Source organism: Mucilaginibacter sp. BGA-UO-ETr-C110 (genome assembly GCF_059567985.1).
Window position 1 is genome coordinate 773,486 of record NZ_JCAQPB010000002.1, and the last position, 25,137, is coordinate 798,622.

General features: G+C 40.9%; 23 protein-coding genes. 5 read left to right on the forward strand and 18 right to left on the reverse strand.

Annotated elements, in window-relative coordinates:
- Positions 1–8 precede the first annotated feature (8 nt).
- The 5 genes from AC57BQ_RS04740 to AC57BQ_RS04760 form a co-directional block, all read right to left on the reverse strand.
- Positions 9–1,196 (reverse strand): 1-deoxy-D-xylulose-5-phosphate reductoisomerase, encoded by a 1,188-nt coding sequence (locus AC57BQ_RS04740; RefSeq protein ID WP_496405170.1) that lies wholly within the window; start codon positions 1,194–1,196, stop codon positions 9–11.
- An 81-nt stretch (positions 1,197–1,277) separates the two neighbouring features.
- Positions 1,278–2,777, reverse strand: coding sequence for a GH3 auxin-responsive promoter family protein (locus AC57BQ_RS04745; RefSeq protein WP_496405171.1), 1,500 nt, complete (start codon positions 2,775–2,777; stop codon positions 1,278–1,280).
- A 3-nt stretch (positions 2,778–2,780) separates the two neighbouring features.
- Entirely contained in the window at positions 2,781–3,482 is a 702-nt protein-coding gene (locus AC57BQ_RS04750; protein ID WP_496405172.1) for a hypothetical protein, read from the reverse strand.
- 6 nt (positions 3,483–3,488) lie between these two features.
- Positions 3,489–4,457: a glycosyltransferase family 2 protein gene (locus AC57BQ_RS04755; protein WP_496405173.1), complete on the reverse strand. Its 969-nt coding sequence runs from the start codon at positions 4,455–4,457 to the stop codon at positions 3,489–3,491.
- Positions 4,458–4,550: 93 nt separating this feature from the next.
- Complete coding sequence (locus AC57BQ_RS04760; protein ID WP_496405174.1) at positions 4,551–5,501, reverse strand: glycosyltransferase family 2 protein; 951 nt, start codon at positions 5,499–5,501, stop codon at positions 4,551–4,553.
- 234 nt (positions 5,502–5,735) lie between these two features.
- Between AC57BQ_RS04760 and AC57BQ_RS04765 the strand changes: the two genes are divergently transcribed.
- The gene (locus AC57BQ_RS04765) at positions 5,736–8,339 is read left to right on the forward strand and encodes a M1 family metallopeptidase (RefSeq protein WP_496405175.1); all 2,604 of its coding nucleotides are present in this window, start codon (positions 5,736–5,738) and stop codon (positions 8,337–8,339) included.
- A 314-nt stretch (positions 8,340–8,653) separates the two neighbouring features.
- On the opposite strand, the gene AC57BQ_RS04770 is transcribed toward AC57BQ_RS04765, so the two are convergent.
- Positions 8,654–10,153, reverse strand: a complete 1,500-nt coding sequence (locus AC57BQ_RS04770) for a malate:quinone oxidoreductase (protein ID WP_496405176.1) — start codon at positions 10,151–10,153, stop codon at positions 8,654–8,656.
- A 344-nt stretch (positions 10,154–10,497) separates the two neighbouring features.
- Here AC57BQ_RS04770 and AC57BQ_RS04775 point away from each other — a divergent pair, with 344 nt between their 5' ends.
- Positions 10,498–10,992, forward strand: a complete 495-nt coding sequence (locus AC57BQ_RS04775) for a hypothetical protein (RefSeq protein ID WP_496405177.1) — start codon at positions 10,498–10,500, stop codon at positions 10,990–10,992.
- Between the two features lie 228 nt (positions 10,993–11,220).
- On the opposite strand, the gene AC57BQ_RS04780 is transcribed toward AC57BQ_RS04775, so the two are convergent.
- The 3 genes from AC57BQ_RS04780 to AC57BQ_RS04790 form a co-directional block, all read right to left on the reverse strand.
- A complete protein-coding gene (locus AC57BQ_RS04780) occupies positions 11,221–12,615 on the reverse strand; it encodes an arginine decarboxylase (RefSeq protein WP_076370485.1) in 1,395 nt (464 codons plus the stop codon).
- A 761-nt stretch (positions 12,616–13,376) separates the two neighbouring features.
- Positions 13,377–14,309, reverse strand: coding sequence for a citrulline utilization hydrolase CtlX (ctlX, locus tag AC57BQ_RS04785; protein ID WP_496405178.1), 933 nt, complete (start codon positions 14,307–14,309; stop codon positions 13,377–13,379).
- A 71-nt stretch (positions 14,310–14,380) separates the two neighbouring features.
- The gene (locus AC57BQ_RS04790) at positions 14,381–15,823 is read right to left on the reverse strand and encodes an arginine deiminase family protein (RefSeq protein WP_496405179.1); all 1,443 of its coding nucleotides are present in this window, start codon (positions 15,821–15,823) and stop codon (positions 14,381–14,383) included.
- An 86-nt stretch (positions 15,824–15,909) separates the two neighbouring features.
- On the opposite strand from AC57BQ_RS04790, the gene argS reads away from it, so the two are divergent.
- Positions 15,910–17,676: an arginine--tRNA ligase gene (argS, locus tag AC57BQ_RS04795; RefSeq protein ID WP_496405180.1), complete on the forward strand. Its 1,767-nt coding sequence runs from the start codon at positions 15,910–15,912 to the stop codon at positions 17,674–17,676.
- Positions 17,677–17,759: 83 nt separating this feature from the next.
- Here argS and AC57BQ_RS04800 read toward each other — a convergent pair whose 3' ends face one another.
- From AC57BQ_RS04800 to AC57BQ_RS04820, 5 genes are all read right to left on the reverse strand, one after another.
- Positions 17,760–18,050 (reverse strand): YXWGXW repeat-containing protein, encoded by a 291-nt coding sequence (locus AC57BQ_RS04800; RefSeq protein ID WP_090471816.1) that lies wholly within the window; start codon positions 18,048–18,050, stop codon positions 17,760–17,762.
- Positions 18,051–18,102: 52 nt separating this feature from the next.
- Positions 18,103–19,008, reverse strand: a complete 906-nt coding sequence (locus AC57BQ_RS04805) for a 3-hydroxyacyl-CoA dehydrogenase family protein (protein WP_496405181.1) — start codon at positions 19,006–19,008, stop codon at positions 18,103–18,105.
- A 70-nt stretch (positions 19,009–19,078) separates the two neighbouring features.
- Positions 19,079–19,696 carry a dethiobiotin synthase gene (bioD, locus tag AC57BQ_RS04810; RefSeq protein ID WP_496405182.1) on the reverse strand — a complete coding sequence of 206 codons (618 nt, stop codon included), beginning with the start codon at positions 19,694–19,696 and terminating at the stop codon, positions 19,079–19,081.
- Positions 19,689–20,816: an aminotransferase class I/II-fold pyridoxal phosphate-dependent enzyme gene (locus tag AC57BQ_RS04815; protein ID WP_496405183.1), complete on the reverse strand. Its 1,128-nt coding sequence runs from the start codon at positions 20,814–20,816 to the stop codon at positions 19,689–19,691. Before AC57BQ_RS04815 ends, bioD begins: the two co-directional genes overlap by 8 nt.
- A gap of 146 nt (positions 20,817–20,962) precedes the next feature.
- Positions 20,963–21,520: a hypothetical protein gene (locus AC57BQ_RS04820; RefSeq protein WP_496405184.1), complete on the reverse strand. Its 558-nt coding sequence runs from the start codon at positions 21,518–21,520 to the stop codon at positions 20,963–20,965.
- A 226-nt stretch (positions 21,521–21,746) separates the two neighbouring features.
- Here AC57BQ_RS04820 and tssD point away from each other — a divergent pair, with 226 nt between their 5' ends.
- Entirely contained in the window at positions 21,747–22,139 is a 393-nt protein-coding gene (gene tssD, locus AC57BQ_RS04825; protein ID WP_496405185.1) for a type VI secretion system tube protein TssD, read from the forward strand.
- A 76-nt stretch (positions 22,140–22,215) separates the two neighbouring features.
- Here tssD and AC57BQ_RS04830 read toward each other — a convergent pair whose 3' ends face one another.
- Positions 22,216–22,590, reverse strand: coding sequence for a DUF4890 domain-containing protein (locus AC57BQ_RS04830; protein ID WP_496405186.1), 375 nt, complete (start codon positions 22,588–22,590; stop codon positions 22,216–22,218).
- A 74-nt stretch (positions 22,591–22,664) separates the two neighbouring features.
- The gene (locus AC57BQ_RS04835) at positions 22,665–23,441 is read right to left on the reverse strand and encodes an XRE family transcriptional regulator (protein WP_496405187.1); all 777 of its coding nucleotides are present in this window, start codon (positions 23,439–23,441) and stop codon (positions 22,665–22,667) included.
- 86 nt (positions 23,442–23,527) lie between these two features.
- Between AC57BQ_RS04835 and AC57BQ_RS04840 the strand changes: the two genes are divergently transcribed.
- Positions 23,528–23,884 (forward strand): GIY-YIG nuclease family protein, encoded by a 357-nt coding sequence (locus tag AC57BQ_RS04840; protein ID WP_090471830.1) that lies wholly within the window; start codon positions 23,528–23,530, stop codon positions 23,882–23,884.
- On the opposite strand, the gene msrB is transcribed toward AC57BQ_RS04840, so the two are convergent.
- Complete coding sequence (gene msrB, locus AC57BQ_RS04845) at positions 23,874–24,350, reverse strand: peptide-methionine (R)-S-oxide reductase MsrB (protein WP_496405188.1); 477 nt, start codon at positions 24,348–24,350, stop codon at positions 23,874–23,876. The genes AC57BQ_RS04840 and msrB overlap by 11 nt on opposite strands.
- Before the next feature lie 151 nt (positions 24,351–24,501).
- The gene (locus tag AC57BQ_RS04850) at positions 24,502–25,104 is read right to left on the reverse strand and encodes a fasciclin domain-containing protein (protein ID WP_496405189.1); all 603 of its coding nucleotides are present in this window, start codon (positions 25,102–25,104) and stop codon (positions 24,502–24,504) included.
- Positions 25,105–25,137 lie beyond the last annotated feature (33 nt).

The following is a 25,137-nucleotide window of genomic DNA, read 5'->3' on the forward strand; positions in this document are numbered from 1 at the left end:
TATGTATATTAAAATTGTATTGCCTTTACCGGCGTTTTTTCTATTAAATTTTGCGCAAAGATGCGTGTTTCTTTATCAGTATTCAAATAGTCGGTTAAGGTTGGTTGAGTTATGAAATTTATCTTCTGCATGCACTCTTCAATAATTGTGCTCATGGCTAAAAAGCTGACAGAGTGGCTTAAAAAGCCGGCAACAACAACTTCGTTTGCCGCATTGATAATGCAAGGCATGTTGCCGCCTTGTTTTAATGCCGCATAGGCTAAACCAAGATTACGAAAGGTATCGAGATCCGGTTTTTCGAATGTAAGGGTGGGGTAGTCTGTAAAGTTAAACCGCTTAAAATCGTTTGCTATCCTGTTTGGATAGGTTAGGGCGTACTGTATAGGCAATTTCATATCAGGGAGGCCCATTTGCGCTTTGATAGAACCATCCTTAAACTGCGCCATCGAGTGGATGATAGATTGAGGGTGAATGATCACATCGATCTGATCGGCTTCCACATCAAAAAGCCACCGGGCTTCTATTACTTCCAGGCCCTTGTTCATCAACGAGGCCGAATCAATAGTGATTTTGGCGCCCATTACCCAGTTAGGATGCTTAAGTGCATCCTGCGGTGTTACATTAGCCAGGAAATCAAGGTTTCGCCCGCGGAAGGGTCCGCCGGAGGCAGTAAGGATCAATTTCTCAACTGGGTTGTGTTCCTCGCCGGCAAGACATTGAAATATGGCAGAATGTTCTGAATCAACGGGTAAAATTTTTACGTTGTGCTGTTTGGCTAACCCGGTTATCAGCTCACCTGCAACTACCAGGGTTTCTTTGTTGGCCAGTGCAATGTCCTTATTGGCTTTTATGGCGGCAATGGTAGGCTCAAGGCCAGCAAAGCCAACCATGGCTGTTAATACCACAGCAATATCCGGATGGGTTACCGTATCAATAATAGCCTGATGGCCTGCAAGCACTTTAACGGGTAAATGCGCTAAGGCAGATTTAACTTCCTGGTATTTGCTTTCGTCGCATATAATGGCATATTCAGGCTTAAATTCAATAGCCTGCTTAATAAGCAGATCGGCGTTGGAATGCGCGGTAAGTAAAAATGCCCTGAACAAATTATTATTGTTCCTGATCACCTCTAATGTTTGCGTACCTATACTGCCTGTGGAGCCAAGAATGGCAATGTTTTTTGTATGATTAATCAATGATATTCCTGTTTCAATGAGTTAGTCAGGTAAACGGTTAAATGGGCAAACTGTTTATCTGAATAACGTCAAATTTACTTATTATATAGTGTATTCCTTTAATACATCGGCAATCTTCCTGTCGTTGGCTAATCGCGGTACTTTATTTTGCCCTCCGAGCTTCCCCTGCGAGCGCATATAATTAATGAACGCGTCTTTTTGCAGGCTTTGGATGATCAAAGGCTGTAAAATGTTACCTTCAATGAGGTCAAAATAGTAAATATTTTTCTTTTGCAAGGCTTTATCTACTTTAACTGCAAATGCCTTTAAATCGGCCGGCGCCGAGCCAAATTCAATAAACCATTCATGGTAGGGTAGTTCCCCTGCCATAGGGTTAACCTGTGGTGCAACGGTGAATTCTACCACATCAACACCTTCCTGCTGGGCAACACTCATTAAGGATTGTTCTACTTCTTCGCCTATTACATGTTCGCCAAAAGCCGATATGTAATGTTTGATGCGTCCGGTCACCGTTATTCTGTAAGGATCTTTTGATACAAACTTGATGGTATCACCCAAACTATAACCCCATAAACCCGCGCTGGTGTTCATGATAAGGGCATAGTTTTTATCCAGTTCTACATCCTTCAGGTTAATACGGGTAGGGTTTTCATTAAAATATTCTTCTGACGGGATAAATTCGTAAAATATGCCCGAATCAACCAATAGCAGCAGGCCTTTTTCCTTTTGCGAATCCTGGAAAGCGATGAACCCTTCAGATGCAGGATAGGTTTCGATAGCATCGATCTTTGCCCCAATGCTCTCTTCCATACGAGCCCGGTAGGGTTCGTAATTTACGCCACCATGCACGTATAGTTTAAAATTAGGGAATATATCTTTTATCTTTTTACCATCCACTTTAGCCGATAACCTGTCAAAATACATCTGACACCAGGGAGGTATGCCCGATATGAGGCGCATATCCTGGTTAAAAGTTTCCTCCACTATGGCATCAACTTTTTGCTCCCAATCCTCAATACAATTGGTTTCGTAACTGGGCAGCCGGTTTTTTTGCAGATAGGCAGGTACATGATGAGCCACAATGCCTGATAGTCTGCCGGTTGATATACCCGCCTTAACCGTAAGAGTAGGACTGCCTTGCAGAAATATCATTTTGCCATCCACAAAATCGGCATTACCGGTTTCGTGAATATAGCTAAGCAGCGCGTTACGTGCAGCCTTGATATGTTCGGGCATACTTTCTTTGGAGATGGGGATATATTTTACCCCTGATGTGGTGCCCGATGTTTTAGCCAGGTAAGCGGGTTTTCCGGGCCACAAAACATTTTCTTCGCCATTGACAACACGATCAATGTAGGGACGCAGGTCCTCATAATCATGTATGGGTACATTCTTTTTAAAATCGTTGTAATTATTGATCTCTGCAAAGCGATGTTCGCGACCAAAAGCGGTGTCTTTAGCTGCATCAACCAGATCAGAGAATGTGTTTTGCTGTAGTGCTATGGCATTTTTGCGTAACTGGTTTAGCTGCCGGTTCACTGCGGCTGCAAATATTTTGCTTAATGCAGATTTTAGTCCCATGTGCTAATTAGTTTCGGCGATGTCATCGTCTACATCCAGGTGGCTGTAAACCAATTTGCGGTAGGCTACTATCAATATGATATTTACAAACGGAATAACCAGTATTAACCCTACAATAGTTATAGCGCCCAACATCATAAGTGCTTCTATCACTAAAAATATTAAGAAATATTTAAGAAAATTTCCCCTAATTAAATGAAAACTCTGAGCTAAGGATTCAAGAGGGCCAGAGGCATCATCTACAATAAAGCAGGTACATATCGGAAAATAGAACAGAAAGAAAAACTGTACAACTAAGCCGAGAATAAAGTTTAAAAAGTTTTTTACATTAAGCACATTGATATTCTCAATCAGATGGGTAGCAAAAACGGCGAGTGTACTCACCAATACCAATAAAGTTAAATAACTTACAAGCATTCTGAACTTAGGAATGATTTCGCTGAAGTCAAAATCATAATAAGCTTTGTCCATGAGTTTAAACCCAAGCTTTATAAACGCTAAGAAAATAAATGTGATCTCGATCAATAAAACAATAAAGCCCACAGAACTGATTATAGCGTCATCGTCAAAGTAAAACACTAAAAACCCAGAAATAAAAACGATAGCAAAGGCAATTACTGAGTATACTGTAATTGTGGCGAAGTTTTTCTTTAATACATTCCATGCAGTTTTAATGGTTTCTGCAACAGAAAATGGGTGGTACATAAGTTCTTATGGTCTGTTAAAAATTACACGCTTCCAAAAATCCTGCATAAATCCTAACCCGTAGGCGATAAGTTGGGTGAAGGCGGCTATAATGCTCAAAAATGCGATTTTTACTGATTTATTTTTCCACCACGCGTGAAAAAATATTAACAAAATGTAAACTGCTAATATAATGTTAGCTAATATAGCTATTTGCCAGCCTAACAGGTTGAAAATGAGCGTGAATATAAGCCCGGTAGTAAATGCCGCCGGAAAAAAATGAACCGCCTTTAACTCTTTAGGGAAAAATTTATAAATGTTGATACGCGCCCTGCCAAAAAAATGAAGCTGTTTATAAAACTGCAAAAAATTGGTACGTCGTTTATGGTAAACTACGGCATCAGGTATCAAGCCTATTTTAAAACCCAGTGAATGGATACGGATGCTGTATTCAATATCTTCGCCCAGTCGGGTAATGATAAATCCACCGGCTTTTTCCCATACCTGGCGCGATATACCCATATTAAAACTGCGTGGGTGAAACTGCCCGATAGCTTTTTTATTGCCGCGTATGCCCCCCGTAGTAAACGGAGAGGTCATGGAGTAGCTGATAGCCTTTTGTGTTGGTGTAAATGAACTATGTGCGCCATCCGGGCCTCCATAGGCGTCAAGATAGTTGGTACTGAGTGAGTTATTTACAATTTCAAGATAGTTGGCAGGGATCAGGCAATCAGAATCAAAAACGATAAAATAATCGCCTTTGGCTCGTTCGAAACCAAAATTGCGGGTAAAGCCCTGTCCTTCATTGGGCTTTTTAAAATAACGCAGCTCCAGTTTATCGCTGAAACTGTTTACAATCGCTTCGGCATCATTTACAGAACCATCCTCAATTACCAAAACCTCAAAGGCCTTGTAAGTTTGTACCACAAGAGTCTCCAGTAGTTCTTTGATCTCCTGCGGGCGGTTGTATAAAGGAATGACGATGGAAAAAAACATGTTTTAAAATAGAGTCAAGAAACAAGAGTCAAGAATCAAGAGATAAGAATAAAAAATGTCTTGATTCTTGACTCTTTATTCTTGTTTCTTCAATTAAATAATCTCTTCTATTTGGTAATTATTGCGTTCGCTTGAGTTTCTGGAAACCAGCTCGGCAACAAAGCCGGTTAAGAATAATTGAGAGCCTAAAATAATAGCTACAAGCGCTATGTAAAATAAAGGATTATCGGTTGGTTGGCGTACAGTAATACCATGAGCCAGGTTATACAGTTTTTCACTGATGATCCAAACGGCAATTATCAAACCTGCAAAAAAGCTCAGAGTGCCCATCATGCCAAAAAAGTGCATAGGGCGCTTACCAAACTTGCCTACAAAAAATATAGAAAGCAGATCCAGGAAACCATTTACAAAGCGGCTCATGCCAAATTTTGTTTTACCGTATTTGCGCGCACGATGCTCAACAACCTGTTCACCAATTTTGGTAAAACCGGCCCATTTAGCCAGTACAGGTATGTAGCGGTGCATCTCGCCATAAACCTCAATGTTTTTAACAACAGCTTTACGGTAGGCTTTTAAACCGCAATTAAAATCATGCAAATTATCTATGCCGCTCATTTTGCGTGTTGCCGCGTTAAATAACTTGGTTGGTATGGTTTTACTCAGCGGATCATATCGTTTGGCTTTCCAGCCAGATATCAGATCGTAATTTTCTTCGGTAATACGGCGGTATAGTTCCGGGATCTCGTCGGGGCTATCCTGCAGGTCGGCGTCCATGGTGATAATAACATTACCATTAGCTGCCTCAAAACCCGTATTCAATGCTGCCGACTTGCCATAATTACGCCTGAACTTAATGCCTTTGATAAAAGGGTTGTTCAGCTGCAGCTTTCTGATCATTTCCCATGAACCGTCTTTACTACCGTCGTCAATTAATATGATCTCGTAAGTGAAACGGTTTTCATCCATTACCCGGCTTATCCATGAGGTTAACTCTGGCAATGATTCTATCTCGTCATAAAGTGGTACTACTACTGATATATCCATTTATTAGGAATGTGATTCGGAGCAGCGATTTTGCGTACTCTCAATCATCCGCAAAAATATAAAAAATAGATAATGGTTTGCATACTGTTTTTGTGAGGCATGATAATTACAAACAGCACTTTGGGGCGGATGTAACAGTAATGATATGTTAAAATATGTTATAACCGTTCAATTGTCATAATGGCATCGCCATAATTTTGATATATTGGCGTTCATAAATGATAAATCACCTACATGAAGCTTTATAACCTAACGCTTTGTATACTGCTATGTGCCATAACCTTTAAAGGATATGCGCAAAACACCGATCAGCCCGGTGTAAAATACGACCAGCACAAAGTATTCAATCCTAATTTTTATCCCGAAAAAGGTAACGCGTTCAGGAACGCCGGGGGAGCCCCTGGTTCAAAATACTGGCAAAACAGGGCCGACTATAAGCTGAATGTTACTTTAGATACCTTAAAACACAGGATTGATGGCACTGCATTGATCACTTACACCAATAATAGTCCGGATGCGCTGGGTTTTTTGTGGCTACAGGTGGAGCAAAATATTTACAGGGAAGATTCAAGGGCCGAAGCTACCAGCCCGATAACTGGCGGCAGATTTAACAACCGTACTTATACTAAAGGTGATGAGATAAAGGCCATATTCGTAACCAAAAACGGCAAAACCGAAAAAGCAGATTATATTGTAACCGATACCCGTCTGCAAATAAAGTTGAAAGACTCGTTACGGGCCGAGGGGAGCAAGTTACAGATCAGGATAGAGTATGGCTTTGATATTCCGCAGTATGGCACCGACCGTATGGGGCGCCTGCTTACTAAAAACGGCTGGATATATGAATTGGCCCAATGGTATCCCCGTATGGAGGTTTATGACGATGTAAGCGGATGGAATACCCTGCCATATCTTGGGGCTGGCGAGTTTTACCTGGAATACGGCAATTTTGACTATACCGTTACCGCACCGGCCAGCCTAATTGTGGCAGGATCGGGCGAACTGCTTAATCCTAACGAGGTGTATTCCCCAAATACTCTGAAACGTTTGGCTGAGGCCCGGAAGAGCGATAAAACAGTAATGATCAAAGACTCGGCTGATATCGTGCGAAATGAGGACTATCCTAAGAAGCCAACACTTACCTGGCACTTTTTATGTAAAAATGCGCGGGATGTTGCCTGGGCGGCTTCAAAAGCGTTTATATGGGATGCAGCACGCATTAATCTGCCCAGTGGAAAGAAAGCCCTGGCACAATCTGTTTACCCGGTTGAAAGTAAAGGTAAGCAAGCCTGGGGCCGTTCTACAGAATATGTAAAAGGCGCTATTGAACTATACTCCAACCAATGGTTTGAATATAGTTATCCGGTAGCTACCAATGTGGCCGGTACTGTTGGCGGTATGGAATATCCGGGAATCGTTTTTTGCGGATCTGAAAATAAGACGGGGGAGTTGTGGGAAGTGACCAATCATGAGTTTGGACATAACTGGTTCCCGATGATCGTAGGATCGAACGAACGTAAATACGCCTGGATGGACGAGGGTTTTAATACCTTTTTAAATAATGTAGATACCAAAGTATTTAATAATGGCGAGTATTATGTAAAACCCGATCAGCAAAAGGCAGCATTGCAATTATTCAGTCCAGAGGCAGAGCCGATCATGACGATACCAGATGTGATCCAGGCCGATTTTTTAGGTGCGGCGGCTTATGAGAAACCGGCACTGGGGCTTACTATTCTGCGTGAGCAGATACTGGGTGAACAACGCTTTGATTATGCCTTTAAAACCTATATCAAACGCTGGGCATTTAAACACCCAACGCCATGGGATTTTTTCCATACCATGGATAACGCGGCAGGAGAGGATCTGAGCTGGTTTTGGAACGAGTGGTTTTTCACCACCTGGAAACTTGACCAGGGTATAAGGGATATTACTTACCCGGATGGCGATGCCTCCAAAGGGGCGTTGATTACGTTGGAGAACCTGGAAGAGATGGCTTTGCCGGTAACTATCCTGATCAAAGAAGAAAATGGTAAAACCGCCACCATGAAACTCCCGGTTGAAATATGGCAGCGGGGTGGGCTTTGGACATTCCATTATAAATCAACCTCAAAAATTGTTTCGGCTATTGTTGATCCGGATCATCTTTTGCCTGATATCAATCCAGAAAATAATTCATTTAGCGGGTTGCCGGTACCAGTTGGCACTACTGCTGCCAGCGTCATCAAAACTTATATTGATGCCATAGGCGGAGCCGAGAAGTTGAAAAATATTAAAGACCTGCAAATATCATCAACAGGTACAGTTCAGGGTTCTGAAGTACAGATGGTTAGCCGGTATAGATCGCCCGATATGTTTTTTCAGCAAATAACCGTACCATCATACAATAATTTGATTGTGACCCATGTTTTGGTGAACGGCGAACGGATCAGTGTACAGCAGTTAAACCGCGAAATATCGTTGGATGATGCCGGCAAAAAAATAATAAAAGCGAAAAGCAGACCTTTCCCAGAACTTGACTATGAAAAAGGCGGATATGTCATGGAGCTTGATTCTACGCTTAAGATCGTAAACGGCGATCTGGCCTATGAAGTTGATATAAGCCTTGCCGAAGGAACTCAGATACGGAATTTTTATAATCAGAAAACGGGTCTCAAAATAAAACAAGTAGTTGAAGGCTCCGTAAATTCCGTAACCGAATTTGGTGATTATGAAGGTATCAATGGTGGCATCCGAATACCCTTCCTGATCAAAACTACCCTACTGGGGCAGTCAGCGGAATTCAAGGTTAAAGAAACGGCAGTGAATAGCGGCATGGCTGCCGGGGGCTTTCAGTAAGCTATTTATAATTGATACTTTGGGAAACGGATAACGTAAGTTCCGAAAACTTATCACCTCAATATTTGATCGGATAGATATTCACTGCTACGTCAACTTTGCCGGGTTCTCCTAAGCTATTACTATGTTCAAAAATAATACAGCAGATTCCCTACTTTAGGGGATAAATCATGGTTTACACTGTAAACCCACAATATGATGATAAAATATATTAACTATTTGATTGTCAATTAAATATAATAATGTAAACCATGAAAAGTGTAAACCATGTAAACCCACTTTTTAATAAAATGGCCTGCCTGGTACATATGTATCTACACTAATCCTAACACCTGGCTCGTCCTCGTTCTGGTAACTTCGCTTAGCGCTTCATCATTAGCTAATGATTGCCCATATGAAGGTATCATTTCTTTTAATTTTTGCTGCCATTCATCGGTTTTAACGTGGGTTTTAAAACAACGTTCAATGAGTTGTATCATGATGGGTACCGATGTTGATGCACCAGGTGATGCACCCAATAATGCAGAGATGCTACCATCTGCAGAGGTTACTACCTCGGTTCCAAATTCCAGTACACCGCCATGTTTGGCATCTTTTTTAATTACCTGTACCCGCTGACCGGCTATATCCAGGTCCCATTCGCTGGCTTTGGCTGTAGGCATGTACTCCTGTAAGGCTTTTAAGCGATCTGTAGACGATTGTAATACCTGGCTGATGAGGTATTTGGTGAGCGGCCAATTGTCGCGCCCTACGGCAAGCAGGGGGAGTATATTGTTTAGCTTAATGGAGCAAAACAGATCAAGTAATGAGCCCCTCTTTAAAAAACGGGTAGAGAAACCAGCATAAGGGCCAAAAAGTAATTCTCTTTTACCATTGATCATCCGGGTATCCAGGTGAGGTACAGACATTGGCGGCGAACCTACCGATGCCTTACCATATACTTTGGCTTCATGGCGCTCCACAACAGCAGGGTTGTTGCATACCAACCACTGTCCGCTTACGGGGAAACCACCAAAACCTTTACTTTCGGCAATGCCCGATTTTTGCAGCAGGGGCAAAGCGCCGCCACCCGCACCAACAAACACAAAATTGGAGGTTAGTTTTCTTCTTTGTCCGGTTGTTTTGTCTTTTACGGTTATCAGCCAGCTGTTATCGTTATTGCGTTTAATGTTACGAACATCATGGTTAAGATGAAGGGCAACTCCCTTTTTTTGTTTAAGCTGATCCAGCAAACTACTGGTTAAACTGCCAAAGTTTACATCGGTACCTAAATCCATAAATGTGGCCGAAACTTTTTCGTTTTCCTCACGTCCTTCCATCACCAGTGGGATCCATTGCTGAAGCTGTGCTTTGTCTTCAGAATACAGCATCCCCTTAAAAAAATGATGTTTGGTAAGAGCTTGCTGACGCTTTTTAAGATAGTTTACATTTTCGGGCCCCCAAACAAAGCTCATGTGGGGCACTTTGCGGATAAAGCTTTGTGCTGATTGAATATATTTTTGTTCGATAAGATATGACCAAAATTCTTTGGATATCTCAAACTGTTCGGCAATTTTAATGGCTTTTTTTATTTCTACGGTTCCGTCAGGAAGTTCGGGAGTATAATTTAATTCGCAAAAAGCAGAGTGACCGGTGCCTGCATTATTCATCGGGGCCGAACTTTCGGCGGCTATAACTTCAAGTCGTTCAAAAATTTCAATAGTCAAATCGGGTTGTAGTTCTTTAAGCATTACTCCCAATGTAGCGCTCATGATACCCGCGCCAATTAAAACTACGTCAACCTTTGTTTCTGAAACTTTATCGCTATTAGCCATCTTTTTATAATACCTTGTAAAGGTATGCTCAAGTTAAATTATACCAGGTATAACCCGGTTTTTTGAAAATTGTTGTGATGATTAAGTCCTGCAGGCATGTTTAGCAGCAAGGGAAAATTAAATCAGACAATTTTAAGAAATTTTTATAGAAAATCGGGTCTTTTCGTGTCCATTAAATGCAATAAATAACTTGTTTAAATTAAAATGGCAATGGTTTTGCCAATTTGGATGATGTAGTTTACATATGGTTAACACAAAAAGCTTTCATCACTGTATATACAATAAATAATAGGTGATCTGGCATGAGGATATTAAAATTGAATACTTGTTTTTGTATAATAGTAATGGTAGCATTATCTGCCTGTCAACACGCCAAAACCAAACCTGTATCAACGGATATTACCAAAACCACGGTACAAGTGGCGGGGAAAAAAGATAGTGTGATCAATAATCCACAGAAAAATTATGGTACCGCTACCGTGGCAGAACCTTGTGTAAAGTGCCTGTTGCAAGTGATACAAGCCAGTAAAAGTTACAAACAAAACACGGCGTCTGTATCATCGCAAAATATAACTTATACCGTTAATTGGATCAGAGCATCAGTACCCGCAGAACCAGCAAGCAAATCCAACATGACTGATGGACTCAGGATAGATGTGCGAAAAAACGAAGATGGGGAAGAACATAAGTTATGCTCTTATGCGTATAACAATCAAAGTGGAGCGATGTACCTGCTTAATAATGAAGGTAAATACCAACAATCTATATCCAGCATAACACCCGAGATATTAAAAAAAATCAGAAACAGCTGTTACTGGGGAGTGGCTTCAGGGAAGTGAGTTTGCAGTTTGCAGTTTGCAGTTTGCAGTTTGCAGTTTGCAGTTTGCAGTTTGCAGTTTGCAGTTTGCAGTTTGCAAAAAATGCCAAACAAATTAGGTAAAAAAATCAGCGCAATCAACGTCATCATACTGATCAACGGTCAAAAAAATAGCGATGGGTTTAAACCCATCGCTATAAATAAAATATGATATGAGTTGTGCTAACTGCTAACTCAAAACTGCAAACTTTTACGTAGTATATCCCAGTATTTTCAATACTTGTTTACTGTTCTGTTCTTCGCCAAATACCTCAAAATTGAATGTTTCGTCGCGGTTGCGGCGAATGATTACATGTTTAGGCGATGGGAGCAAGCAATGGTGTATACCACCATATCCGCTCAGTACTTCCTGGTAAGCTCCTGTGTTAAAAAAGCCCAGGTATTGTACCTTACGGGTTTTAGGCATAAATACACTGTTCATGTGTGCCTCCTGGTTATAATAATCCTGACCGTCGCAGGTAATACCACCCAGGTTTACGCGCTCATATTCAGAATCCCAGTTGTTAACCGGAAGCAAAATATATTTTTGGTTCAAAGCCCAAACATCCGGCAAGTTGGTGATGAATGAACCATCAAGCATCAACCATCTTTCGCGGTCATTTTGTTGTTTACGACCTAATACTTTATATAAAATGCCCGAAGCTTCGGCAACGGTGTATTTACCAAACTCAGTGATAATATCCGGTTCCATGGTGTCGTTATCGGCGCAGATCTCTTTGATACGGCTTACGATCTCATTGATCATATACTCGTAATCAAAATCAAATACCAACGAATCTTTGAAAGGCATACCGCCACCAATATCCAGTGTATCCAGAGCCGGGTTCACTTTTTTGAACTTGCAATAAAGCGTTACGTATTTTTCCAACTCGTTCCAGTAGTATGGGGTATCAGATATACCTGAGTTGATAAAGAAGTGTAACAGCTTTACCTGGAAATTAGGGTTCTCTTCGATCTTATTATGATAAAAATCGATCACATCCTCCATCCGCACACCTAAACGTGAGGTATAGAACTGGGAGTCGGGCTGCTCTTCAGCCGCTATACGGATACCCAGGTTACAAGGGGTGTCCATCTCTATCTCATCGTCATACAGGTTAAATTCCTCTTTATTATCTAGTACCGGGATGATGTTTTTGAAACCATCATGCAGCATGTCAATAATATAAGTTTTATACTGGAAGGTTTTGAACCCGTTACATATTACGGTGATATCCTTGTTTACCGCTCCTTTTTTCTCCAGCGCATCAATCATTGGCATATCAAAAGCCGATGATGTTTCCAGGTGGATCTCGTTTTTCAACGCTTCCTCTACAATATGTCTGAAATGCGAACTTTTGGTACAATAGCAGTATTTATAGCTGCCGCGATAGTTGTTTTTAACAATAGCCTGTTGAAATAACAGTTTTGCCTGCTGTATTTTCTTGGTTATCATGGGCAGATAAGTAAAACGTAATGGCGTGCCATACGTTTCGATCATCTCCATTAAATTAAGGTCCTGAAAGTATAGTTCATCGTCGATGATCTCAAAACCATCCTGCGGGAAACCTACACTCAAATCAAGAAATTCCTGGTAACTCTGCATCCTTAAAAAATTTGGGGCAAAAATGTGATTTTTAAACGGAATTAACGGCTAATTGTTAGGATAAATTTTATAGTCTGAATGTAATTTATTTAACAGGGGGTATATCGCAGTATATACATATCGTTTTTGTGCTAATAATCAATGAATTGCGATGTATTATATAAGTCGCGGAATAATGGTTTAAAGTGGGTAAAAAGAGATAAGAAAAAGCAGGGAAAGTTGTCTTATTAAAGCAATGTTTTTATTCTATAGTTAAAATATTTATTGTGTGGCATTCATTTTGTTCACTCATGGTTATTATTGCATTAAACAAAGAGTAATTTATGTCGCCTCAATCAATAACAACGGATCATTCAGGTAATTTTAAGAAACAATTACTTTGCACAAAATGCGGTGCAGAACGGGTTGAAAGGATTTCAAGAGGTACAATATTCAAAACCTTTTTCTTTTGGCTGCCATTTAAAAGATACATTTGTTATAAGTGTTTGCATAAATTTTATTCTCTATAGTTAATTTTAATTGATTATTTTCTTATTTTTATCTCAATGATTAAATGGAATTTTCTTTTTGATTAAATATGAGTAAAAAAATTTATAATGATAAAAAGTACTATTGCTCTACCTGCAAAAATCAGTTTCACTTCCGAATGCACAGAAGTTGGTTTGTCAAAAATATTTTATTCTTTCTGTCTGTAAGAAAGTTTTTTTGTGCCAAGTGTCAGAAAGCTGTATACATTTTGGTGCAAAATAATAGAGGGCAGATTAATAATTAGATACAGCGGGTAGGTGCACCTCGGCCATCATGCATCGGGCGCTGCCACCACCATTGGTTTCTATAGTATTGATATCAGCATAAACCAAATTGCCGTATTTTTTGAGCTTGTCTTTTTGTTCCTCGAGGAGCGCATCATATGCATTTTTCGACATCACGATCAAGGTTTCGCCTGATTTATTCTTTACCTCCAGCATATTACCCGCAAATCGGTTCATTTGTTCAAATGATATTTCAATGATCTCCTTTCGGGTTGATCGCAATGATTCCAAAATCTCCACTTTTTCATGCGGGTTAGGGATGCTATCCGCACAAACCACGGCGAACTTGCTTCCAACACACATCAATACATTGGTATGGTAAATAGCTTTTCCGTGCTCGTCAACCGCGTCAAAGCTGATGGCCCGGTAACCTGCCTTTTCACAAAACAGGCTCAATACTTCTTTATCAGTACGGGGCGAAAGGCAGGCATAAGCAATTTTGTTCTCTCTGTCGAGCACCATACTGCCGGTGCCTTCCAGAAATTTATTTTCTGCTTCAAAACGGCTCAAATCTATTATGTGATTTACCTTGAAATGATCTTCCAGTTTGCTGATAATATCTTCCCTGCGCTCCAGCCGGCGGTTTTCGGCCTGCATGGGGTATAAAAATATCTGACCATCGGTATGAAATGATACCCAATTGTTCGGAAAAATAGAATCAGGTGTATGTGGTTGTGGGGTATCGTCAACCACGGTAACACTAACTCCATTTTCTTTCAGCGTTTTTACAAAACCATCAAATTCGGCTAACGCCTTATCCTGAACGACTTGCTGATCTGCATCACGGTTCTGAAAAGCGTTACTTCCTGCTGTTTGTTCATTAAAGCCGAAATTGACCGGCCTGATCATTAATATATTATTGGTGGATTGATTATTGGTCATTTTATTTAGTCATTGGGTCATTAAGTCATTAAGTCATTGAAAGTTTAGAAAATGACTTAATGACTCGATAACTATAAAACTTTATCTCTTAAAAGCGGCATGCTCATACAATGAAAACCACCACGGGCCCTCGACAATTCTGCCGATGGCATTAAAATTAAAGTATTGGTTAGTTTTTGAGGGTCAAGCTCACCCGATTCAAACTTTTGTAACAGATCGTTCACCCTGATCACGTTAAAGCCATTTTGTTTAAATGCTTCTACGGTTTTATCATTACGGTCGTACCCTAAAACTACGCCTTCTTTGATGGCCAACAGGTTGCAGGAATCCGTCCATTGTTCGCGGGCATCAAAGGGGAAGGTGTTATTGCCAGAGTAAATGAATTTTGTTTTATGACCGCTTTGCAGGTCGTTTTCGCTGATATCGGCTAACAGATCTTCAATACAGCTAAATAACCTGGGTTTCTCGCCTTTTTCAAACTGTACAATTTCTGGTCGTTCCTTTTGTTTTTTATCGGCAAACCACGATATCGGCTCCTGCTCTTCTATTGGGGCCTCGGCAACGGCCAGGGAGCGCAGCAATACCCAGGTATCGCGTCTAACTTGTGTAAAAACCGTATCGATATGCATGTAATCGCGCTTGTGCGGAATTTTTACAATGGTTACTTTCTTCACCACATCATTATCAAACAAAAGCTTAATGGCCTCATTGGCACCACTGATGGATGTGCGTTCACTACAACCAATAACCAGGTGCTGTGGGCTTACCATCATTACATCACCACCTTCCAGAGTTGTTTTTTCGAGATTGTCTTCACCCGGTCGTAAAAAGTGCTGGGCAGTTTCAGGTATCTCCAAAATGTTGTTGCGATACTCGGCAAACAACGGGTGATTAAAAAATATGTATCGTGCCAGCAACGTTTCGCGGAAACGCGCTTTTTTTGCAGGCTTATTCAACAGCATATGATTGTTGATGGCAATACCAATATCCCTCGAAAAAATGAGGTTAGGTATGGGCGCGAAGATCATCTCTTCGGTGCTTAATGAGCCCGATATGAATATTTTGGACAGTTCAACAGGGTCGGTATCTATCAGTTGCTGTTGCAGGCGGTAATTACAGCTTTCAATGGCGCAAACTGATGCTACCAGTTTTTCACGAATATCGTCTTGTTTTAAAATATCGGCCAGTAGGGTTTGTATCTCAATTACTTTACCCGATGCATGAAAACCCGGGTTGTCGGGCTTAAAAAACGTGCGTTCAGTGTCATTATCTACCTCTTGGAGTTTGCCTTTGATCTTATCCTGATCCAAAAAATAAAGCAACAGTTTTACGTAATAATCGTATTCGTTTTTACGCATAGTATCCAGGTGCACAATGTCTTCAAACAGCCAATCCTGGGCTTTTGAGGGTACTACCTTACCCAGGCCGCTATCGGGGCTGTGGATAAGTAGGGTGCGGAGCGTTCCAATTTCGGAGGTTACATCTATTCTAAAATCGTTGTTTTTAAGTGTCATAAATGGATATAAGAAGAACAAATCTATTCAGAATAATCAACATTTTATTATAACAAGGATATTGGCAATTTAATTAATTTTGCCGAATGGATTTTATTATTGAGGCGGCTGTTAAAGCAATAAAACAACTATATCAAACAGATGTAGCCCCGGCTGCTATAAGTTTACAGGAAACCCGCAAGGAGTTTGAAGGGCAAATAACTATAGTAACATTTCCTTTTACCAAATTTTCGCGTAAAGGGCCTGAACAAACTGGCACCGAAATAGGGGAATATCTAAAAAACGAAGTAAAGGAGATCGCTGCGTTCAATGTGATCAAAGGTTTTCTGAATATTTCTATAAGCGATGAGTACTGGATTGGACAATTATATAACCGTATACTACCGGATGATTTTACCATTGCAAAACCTAACGGTCAAAAAGTAATGGTGGAATATTCCTCACCCAACACCAACAAACCGTTGCACCTGGGGCATATCCGTAACAACCTGTTAGGTTATTCGGTAGCGCAGATATTAGGTGCAGCCGGGTACGATGTGGTAAAAGCAAACCTGGTAAATGACCGTGGTATCCACATCTGCAAATCCATGCTGGCCTGGCAAATGTTTGGCAACGGTGAAACACCGGAGTCATCTGGCTTAAAAGGCGACCATTTGGTAGGCAAATATTATGTGTTGTTTGATAAGGCTTATAAAGCCCAGATTGAAGAGCTGAAAGCCGAAGGCCAAAGTGAGGACGAGGCTAAAAAGAATGCCCTTGTTATCAGAGAAGCCCAGCAAATGCTACAAAAATGGGAAGCAGGCGATACTGAAGTGATCGACCTGTGGAAAACCATGAACGGCTGGGTATATGCCGGTTTTGCGGAAACATACAAGCAACTAGGTGTTGATTTCGACAAATATTACTATGAATCAAATACCTACCTTTTAGGTAAGGACATTATTGAGGAAGGACTTGAAAAAGGTGTTTTTTTCAGAAAACCGGATGGCTCCGTTTGGATTGACCTTACACCTGATGGACTGGACGAGAAACTGGTATTACGGTCTGACGGCACATCGGTTTATATTACCCAGGACCTGGGTACCGCTCAATTAAAGTACAACGACTTTCACATGGATAAATCTATCTATGTGGTTGGTAACGAGCAGGATTATCACTTTAAAGTACTGTTCCTGATACTGCGTAAACTGGGCAAAGCAGGTGCGGATGGGTTGTTCCACTTGTCATACGGGATGGTCGACTTGCCGTCAGGCAAAATGAAATCGCGTGAGGGTACCGTAGTTGATGCCGACGACCTGATGGCCGAAATGGAAGCCACTGCTAAAGAACAAACCGAAGCTATGGGTAAGGTTGATGGTTTTAGTGAAGAAGACAAGCAGCAACTATATCATACCATTGGTATGGGGGCGCTGAAATATTTCCTGCTCAAGGTCGACCCTAAGAAACGTTTATTGTTTGACCCTAACGAATCGGTTGATTTCCAGGGACACACCGGGCCGTTTATACAATATACTCATGCCCGTATCAAATCAGTGCTGAGCAGGGCAGATTATCAAGTCAATTCCACTATTGAAATTACGGAGCTTGCCGATGTTGAGCGCGATCTGATCGTTCTATTAACGCAATTTCCTGACGTGATTAATGCAGCTGCCAACGATTATAGCCCGGCAGTTATAGCCAACTATGTGTATGAGTTAGCCAAGGTGTACAACAAATTCTATCACGAAAAATCAATCCTCCAGGCAGAGGACGAGATATCAAAGCAATTCCGCTTGCAATTATCAGCATCGTCAGCAAAAGTGATCAGCAAGGCTATGAACCTGCTGGGCATTGATGTGCCGGAGCGGATGTAGATTTCAGTAAGCAGTTTGCAGTGGGCAGTTATTAGTTTGCGATTTTTAACTGCTAACTGCAAACCACCCACTGCCAACTGAAACTATCTCCAGTATCCCCTGTGCCATGCATAGCCGCGGTGAACCGGGTGCCAGTATCCTTGTACATAAACCCTGCCCGGACGCGGATGGGCATAATAACCATTTATATAAACATATCTTCCGCCGCGCCAGGTCCACTCGCCAGGAACCCAATAGGCACCTGGATAGGGAGCAACAGGGCGAACATACACAGGCTCAGCAGGGCGATCGGCCACATAATAGTCAGCAGCACACGAGCTGAACAAGGTGCCGGTTAAGGCCAGTAGTAATCCTATTTTCGCTATCTTTTTCATCTGTAAAATGGTTTAATTTAAAATACTTACAGATTATAGACCATTGGGATAATTATAGGTTTAATGAATTTTTGGTGAATTTGTCGGCTACTATCAATTCTTTACTGCCCGGAGTATACTTGTAAAAACCATTTCCTGATTTGGCACCAAGATGACCTGCAGTTACCATATTCACCAATAATGGACAAGGCGCGTATTTTTGATTGCCAAAGCCATCATATAATACCTTTAAAATGGCCAGGCAAACATCAAGTCCAATAAAATCGGCCAGTTGCAAGGGGCCCATGGGGTGAGCCATACCCAGTTTCATCACGGTATCGATCTCTTCAACACCGGCAACGCCTTCATACAGGGTATAAACAGCTTCGTTGATCATTGGCATCAGGATCCGGTTGGCAACAAAGCCGGGGTAGTCATTCACCTCAACCGGGTCTTTCCCTAAAATTTTGGAAAGCTGCATCACGGTTTGCGTCACTTCATCAGTAGTAGCGTAGCCCCTGATCACTTCTACCAGCTTCATTACCGGTACGGGATTCATAAAATGCATACCTATCACATTGCCAGGATTTTTGGTGACCGCGGCAATTTGTGTGATGGATATAGAGGATGTATTGGAAGCCAAAATTACTTTATCACCGCAAATATCGCTGAGCTGTTTGAATAGCTTTAGTTTGATTTCCCGGTTTTCGGTAGCGGCCTCTATCACCAGGTCGGCATTCACGACTCCAGATTGCAGGTCGGTATACGTTTTAATGCGACTAAGCGTGTCGTTTTTTAACAGCTCATCTATAGCTCCTTTTTTTAGCTGACGATCAAGGTTGTTGGTAATGGTTTGTACAGCCTTATTCAAAGCTTCGGCATTAATATCAACTAATGACACTTCAAAATTATGCTGGGCAAAAGTATGAGCTATGCCGTTGCCCATTGTCCCTGAACCTATTACGGTAATATTTTTCATAGTATGTGCTTATAAATGGTAAAAGCTAAGTTGAGGCAAATTATTTATTTGACAAAATATTACGCTATCATTATAAAGTAATATAGGTTCCCGCTTCAAGTATTGTTTTTGGGGTGATATTATCGAATGAGGGTACGTGACCCAGTTCTGTTACTCCGGAGTAATTGAGGATAAATGTTTTTGAGTAGATATCCTTATCGCCATTAAATATAATACCCATTACTGGTATATCATATTGTTTGAGCATACTAAGCGATAGTAGTGTATGATTGATGCTACCCAGGTAATTCTGTGATACCAGTATCACCTGAGCGTTTAATTGTTTGATCAGGTCAATGATCAGGGTATCGTCATTCAATGGTACCATTAGCCCTCCGGCGCCTTCAATAACCAGTTGGTTATCGGTTTGGGGAGGAATGATACTTTGAATATCTATCACTATTTTATCAATAGCGGCAGATTTATGTGGCGAGAAAGGCTGTGTTAACCGGTAAGCTTCGGGATAGAAACGGGTAGTTTTGTTTGATACAAGGCCCCGCACTTTTAGGGTATCGCTGCTATCCAGATCCCCGGATTGTATGGGCTTCCAATAGTCGGCCTTCAGCTTTTCTGTTACGATGGCCGAAATAATGGTTTTACCAACACCGGTGCCTATGCCGGTAATGAATATAGGCTGTTTATCAGGCATTTATAAACTGATTAATAATGGTGGCAAGTTTGTTTATATCATTGGCTGTATTAAACGCGTGCAGGCATATCCGTATCCTTTCGGTTCCGGCGGCAACGGTTGGGCTAAGTATGGCTCTCACATCAAACCCTTTAGCTTGCAAAATGTTTGCCATATCACGGGCCTTATCATTACTCTTAAATACAATACATTGAATAGGGCTGTCGCTATTTAGTAATGGATATACGCTTTCCGGGTTGATTTGTTCTTTAAACAGTTTGATGTTGTTTTTAAGACTGATGATCTCCGGTTCTGCATTATTTAACAGCTGATAAGCCATTTTTACGGAGGCTAGTTGATGAAAGGAAGCAGCTGTAGTATAAATAAAAGGACGCGCAAAATTGATCAGGTATTGCCGTAATGTGTCGCGGCCCAATACAATGGCCCCATGGCCACCCAGCGCTTTGCCAAAAGTAATCAACGATGCGAAGATCCTGCTTTGTAAGCCAAGTTCAGTTACCAATCCTTTAGGATATAAACCTACTGCATGAGCTTCGTCGACAATTAAATGGGCTCCGTATCTTTCGGTAACGTTCAATATATCCAATAGTGGGGGAGTATCCCCATCCATGGAATAAACACTTTCTATCACTACATAACAATTTCCTTTAGCCAGTTTTAGCTTAGCTTCCAGATTATCGGTATTATTATGTTTGAAGCTGTAACGATTGGCGTAGCTCAGTCTGGCGCCATCAATGGCCGAGGCATGGATCAGTTCGTCTAATATGATGGTATCGCCCCGCTGCGCTAATGATGATAACAGACCAAGGTTGGCATCATACCCGGAATTGAAAAGGAGACCAGCCTGGTGCTGATGATGAGCAGCAATGGTTTTCTCCAGGTCTTCGGCATATTGTAAATTGCCTGATAATAACCGTGACCCGGTTGATCCATTTAAACTTTGCGGGTAATTTTGCACTTCCTGATCAATGCTGCTTTTTAAAGCGGCAGATCGTGCAAAGCCGAGATAATCGTTAGAACAAAAATCAATAAGATCATTCTCGGGTTTTAATGTCCTGTAAATGCCGGATGATCGTCGTTCTTCGAGTTTGCTTTCGATATATTTTTCGGCAGATGTCAAAATAGAAATGATTTGTGCAAAGGTAAAAAGTTACCGTTTATACACAGGGCGAAATCATTTATTTTTTAGGCCGATCAGCTGCACCTATTAGCAACAAAAAAGGGAATGAATAGCATCCATTCCCTTTTTTACTTTTATAGTTTTGTTTAAGCCGGAAGCGGGAGCTTGCAGGCTACCAGTCGCCAGGTAATTTGTGTGCGTTCCAGCAGTTCGTTAAATTTATCGCCGGCTTTGCCGCCCAGGTAACCTGTTTTACCAAGACCGAAAGTGCCGCCGTCCCCTTCGCCTTTAGGGCTTGCTGGTGTACCTTTGCCGATATTTAATCCCAGGAAAGTGTGATACAGCAAGGGTGCATCGGCAATGGTTTCAAATTCCACAATGTGACTATTAGTATCGCTAAAATAACTACTAGCGTAGTCAAAGTTGGTGGCAATGCCTCCGTAGCTGTCACCGCCCAACAATACATCTCTTCTTTTCAGGTGTAAAAAATCATTTTGTGACATGCACCTGTACCAGTGTTTTGCTTCGTTGACATCTTTCCCAGTGGTTTGTTTAGGCGGCACACTGCTTTTAAACTGAATGCTGTTGTTGTTATGGTGTACGTATTCTAATCTGCCTCTTCTGATGAGGTAAATTTCATGTTCAAACTTATTAGCGCTTTTGGTTATCAGCTTATTAATAGCCTCTTCGGAAGTAAGCTTCATTTGATTTTAATTTTGGTTAATATTTAGTGCGTAAACACTTATTGTTTTTTTAATAGATGATAAGCAAAAATATATATTGTTAATTTAATTATAGCAATGGTTAATAAAAATAACTCAATAAATATTTTTTATTCTTTGGTAAACAATATTTGCTTTTGTTTGTGGTTTAAGAGTTAAAGTGCCGAAAGCCGGTACTTTATTTAAAATAACCTCCAAGTTTAACTTTATGGCTTTCAAAGCAAGATTAAATTTTTCGGGCAGGGATTATGATGTACTCACCTGTTCTTACGCACTTGACCGCGATGTTGATTCTAAAGGACGCCCTTCATCGGGTATTTACGGCGGAAAAATTGAAGTTGAGATAGAATCAACTGAAGACACCTCCATTATTGAAACAATGGTAAACAACCAGTTTAAACCTTTTAAAGGCACCCTGTTGATCAAAAAGGCAGAAGAAGATGCCAAAATGAAGGAGCTTACTTTTGATGACAGCTACATTATAGCCTATGATGAAGGAATAAATATAATTGGAGAAGTACCGATGAGCATGAAATTAGTAATTTCGGCCAGGACGCTTAAAGTTGGCGAAGCCGAGCACATCAATGACTGGCCTAAATAAGCCATATGGTTCATACATAAAAAACAAAGGCTGCCTTTTTACAAGGCAGCCTTTGTTTTTTATAAGCTGGGCGCTGTTAGTTCTGTGAACCACCTCCGCCGCCGCCTTGTCTCATTCTGTCCATTCTGTCTTTCATGGCCTTATCATAGGCAGCTGCCTGGTCGGCTGTTAAAACAGCTTTAATTTTTGTATTGGTAGTTTCCATCATTGGGCGCATGGCACTTCTCATGGCATCTCTGTCGCCATTTGCAGCTGTTCTCACGCTGTCCATCTTTGTAGCCTGCTCTTTATATATAGCGGTTATTTTAGTGGTTTGGTCGTCAGAAAGCTTTAGCTGTGTTTGCAGATCTTTAGCCCTTTCTTCCGGACTTTTTCTCATACCGCCACCTTGTGCATGGCTTACCGCTGAAATCCCGATCAGGAAACAGCACATTAACAATAATTTTTTCATAGCTCTTTAATTTATTACGTTTTATAATCTTAGGATAAAGATATGCCGTAAAGGTTTAAATAAGCCGATGTAACTTAATTGTTGCTTTGTTGTAAATTTGATATGGAGCGTTGCATTTGGGCCATCATACTGGTGAGGCTTTCCATAGTAGGCTCTGGGGTAGGTTGCGGCAATTGTGTAGAGATATAGCCTTTTGCTTTCCATATTTCCAGCACATCCTCACCGTTTATTTCATAAGGCTCGTAAACGGGGTTATCTGATATCAGCTTGAGCTTTTTGTTTTCTTTAAATTTATTACCGACGCGTTTATATACAACACCATCGTTTTTAGATATTACGATATAAGTTTCACCGCTTTTAATATCGGCCCAGTTTTCCAGGTATTCACCTATAATAATATCGCCTGATAATATAGGCAGCATCGAATCGCCTTTTATTTCAAAAGCGCGGTAGGTGCCCTGTTTAAACATAGGCAGATAAAATTTAGGCAACTGGGATACATATTCGGGATCGGCATAGCCATTCAAATAGCCCGCACTTGCTTTTAGCGGTACCATTTCAATATTTTCATTATCCTCTTTATCAACAGAGATACTTAGTATACGCAGGTTGGCTGGATTGCCTTTTGGTTTCGGCGCCCATTTTTCATCGATGGTCTCATTAATGAAATCATCAATAGTAATGTCAAAAAATATTGCTAAAGTTTTTAGTAGTTCGTATTTTGGTTCAGCTCTTTCTTCTTCGTATGCGCCTACTAATGAACGTTTTATACCTAATTGGTCGGCAAATTGTTGCTGGGTTAAACCCTTCTTTTTGCGGAGAAACTTAATATTTTGTGAAATTATTGACATAAAATTTGCATTTGCTAAAATTATTAGTAATTTTATGCTCATAAAGTTAGTAATAAATATTGGTTCACCAAAATTTTTATCATAAAATGAAACGTTTTGTATATATCATCACCGACAGAAACAGGAAAAATCTTCACGTTGGTTTATGCTCAGATCTTGTAAAGACACTGCAATTCTACAGCGATATGCCTACTTTATTTTTCGACAGCGCGCAGCAGCTTAACCGTTTGGTTTATTTTGAAGAGATCAATACCGAAGAGCAGGCTATGGAACGTTTTAAAGTGGTAAGCACTTACACCCGTCCGCAAAAAGAAAAAATGATCAGACCTGTTAATCCTGATTGGATAGATCTGACCATTGGTTTAAAGTTTGAAAGTGGTTTACGGGTAAGGCCGCAATTGCGCCCATCTGTAAATGCTAATCGCCGGGCGGTTACTTTTTAATAAATTTTAATGCGCCCGAGTTCATGCAATATCTTTTGCCACCGCGGTTGGCGGGGCCATCGTCAAAAACATGACCCAGGTGTAAACCGGTGCTTTTTTCAATAACCTCGTCGCGGCTCATGCCGTAACTGTCATCATGTACAATAGCAACTTTTGTGGAGTCGACGGGTTTAACAAAACTTGGCCAGCCTGTTCCACTGTCAAACTTATCGTCAGAGCTAAATAATACTTCGCCGGTAGCCGCGCTTACGTAAACACCCTTTTGGTGATTGTTCCAATAGTCGTTTTTATATGGCGGTTCTGTTCCGCTTTCAACCATGATGTGGTATTGGTTGGGCGTTAGTGTTTTTCTCCACTCATCTGCTGGTTTGCTCAGCTTCCTTTTGTCACCCTGCCCACTGCTGTTCTGACAGCCAAATGCGGTTACAATAAATAATATCGCTATTGCTAAAACTGATCTTTTCATTTTTAAGTATTTATCAATATAAATAGAATGATGAGCTATTACAGTCATCGTGCTTTTGTGTGATTAGTCGTTATTAGCAACTAAACCTTACAATTCATTATATCTTAAATACGTAGTGCTGCTGTAGACAGATTGTCATTCGCCTGTATTATTATACGGCTTTTGGTTTGGGTAACAGCACTTTGCTGATGATGTGGACTACGCCGTTGCTTTGTGTAATATCAGACCGGTTGATGATACACCGGCCACCGGTTTCATCCTCCAATGTGATATTATTATTGTCATCAATTTTAGCGATCAATTTACCTCCGCTAATGGTAGTCAAAATGGTTGAACCTTTATGCTTATTGATGAGCTTATGTAATTCTTTAGCGCTAAATTTCCCGGCTACAGCATGATAGGCAATTATATGAGTTAACTCCCAAACATGCGCTGGTTTTAACAATGAATCGAGCTTACCGGGAGATAAACTTTCAAATGCTTCATTAGCAGGAGCGAAGATGGTAATAGGGCCTTTGCTTTTATATGTCTCGGCTAAATTGGTCGAATTCACAAAATTATAGAATATGGACAGATCCTTGTCTGTAGCTATATTTTGTACAATATCATTGGCTGGTAGCATGGCATCCCCGGCAATGGTTTTCATCGTGCCTGAAGCCGGCACATTGCTAACTGGGTCGGTATCAGCTGCCTGGGCAAGTACGGCGAAGCTACACATCATCAGAGCCAAACTCAACAACAGTATTTTTTTCATATCAGGCTGCAAATATAAACAGATATTATTTGA

Coding starts and splice junctions, on each gene's coding strand:
- bioD (WP_496405182.1), bottom strand. CDS start 19,696: ATGCCTGATAAACAGCCTATATTCATTACCGGCATAGGCACCGGTGTT.
- AC57BQ_RS04835 (WP_496405187.1), bottom strand. CDS start 23,441: ATGTCAATAATTTCACAAAATATTAAGTTTCTCCGCAAAAAGAAGGGT.
- AC57BQ_RS04805 (WP_496405181.1), bottom strand. CDS start 19,008: ATGAAAAATATTACCGTAATAGGTTCAGGGACAATGGGCAACGGCATA.
- AC57BQ_RS04775 (WP_496405177.1), top strand. CDS start 10,498: ATGGTAGCATTATCTGCCTGTCAACACGCCAAAACCAAACCTGTATCA.
- AC57BQ_RS04820 (WP_496405184.1), bottom strand. CDS start 21,520: ATGAAGCTTACTTCCGAAGAGGCTATTAATAAGCTGATAACCAAAAGC.
- msrB (WP_496405188.1), bottom strand. CDS start 24,350: ATGAAAAGATCAGTTTTAGCAATAGCGATATTATTTATTGTAACCGCA.
- AC57BQ_RS04755 (WP_496405173.1), bottom strand. CDS start 4,457: ATGTTTTTTTCCATCGTCATTCCTTTATACAACCGCCCGCAGGAGATC.
- AC57BQ_RS04840 (WP_090471830.1), top strand. CDS start 23,528: ATGAAACGTTTTGTATATATCATCACCGACAGAAACAGGAAAAATCTT.
- tssD (WP_496405185.1), top strand. CDS start 21,747: ATGGCTTTCAAAGCAAGATTAAATTTTTCGGGCAGGGATTATGATGTA.
- AC57BQ_RS04830 (WP_496405186.1), bottom strand. CDS start 22,590: ATGAAAAAATTATTGTTAATGTGCTGTTTCCTGATCGGGATTTCAGCG.
- AC57BQ_RS04760 (WP_496405174.1), bottom strand. CDS start 5,501: ATGGATATATCAGTAGTAGTACCACTTTATGACGAGATAGAATCATTG.
- AC57BQ_RS04780 (WP_076370485.1), bottom strand. CDS start 12,615: ATGCAGAGTTACCAGGAATTTCTTGATTTGAGTGTAGGTTTCCCGCAG.
- AC57BQ_RS04750 (WP_496405172.1), bottom strand. CDS start 3,482: ATGTACCACCCATTTTCTGTTGCAGAAACCATTAAAACTGCATGGAAT.
- AC57BQ_RS04800 (WP_090471816.1), bottom strand. CDS start 18,050: ATGAAAAAGATAGCGAAAATAGGATTACTACTGGCCTTAACCGGCACC.
- argS (WP_496405180.1), top strand. CDS start 15,910: ATGGATTTTATTATTGAGGCGGCTGTTAAAGCAATAAAACAACTATAT.
- AC57BQ_RS04770 (WP_496405176.1), bottom strand. CDS start 10,153: ATGGCTAATAGCGATAAAGTTTCAGAAACAAAGGTTGACGTAGTTTTA.
- AC57BQ_RS04745 (WP_496405171.1), bottom strand. CDS start 2,777: ATGGGACTAAAATCTGCATTAAGCAAAATATTTGCAGCCGCAGTGAAC.
- ctlX (WP_496405178.1), bottom strand. CDS start 14,309: ATGACCAATAATCAATCCACCAATAATATATTAATGATCAGGCCGGTC.
- AC57BQ_RS04850 (WP_496405189.1), bottom strand. CDS start 25,104: ATGAAAAAAATACTGTTGTTGAGTTTGGCTCTGATGATGTGTAGCTTC.
- AC57BQ_RS04790 (WP_496405179.1), bottom strand. CDS start 15,823: ATGACACTTAAAAACAACGATTTTAGAATAGATGTAACCTCCGAAATT.
- AC57BQ_RS04765 (WP_496405175.1), top strand. CDS start 5,736: ATGAAGCTTTATAACCTAACGCTTTGTATACTGCTATGTGCCATAACC.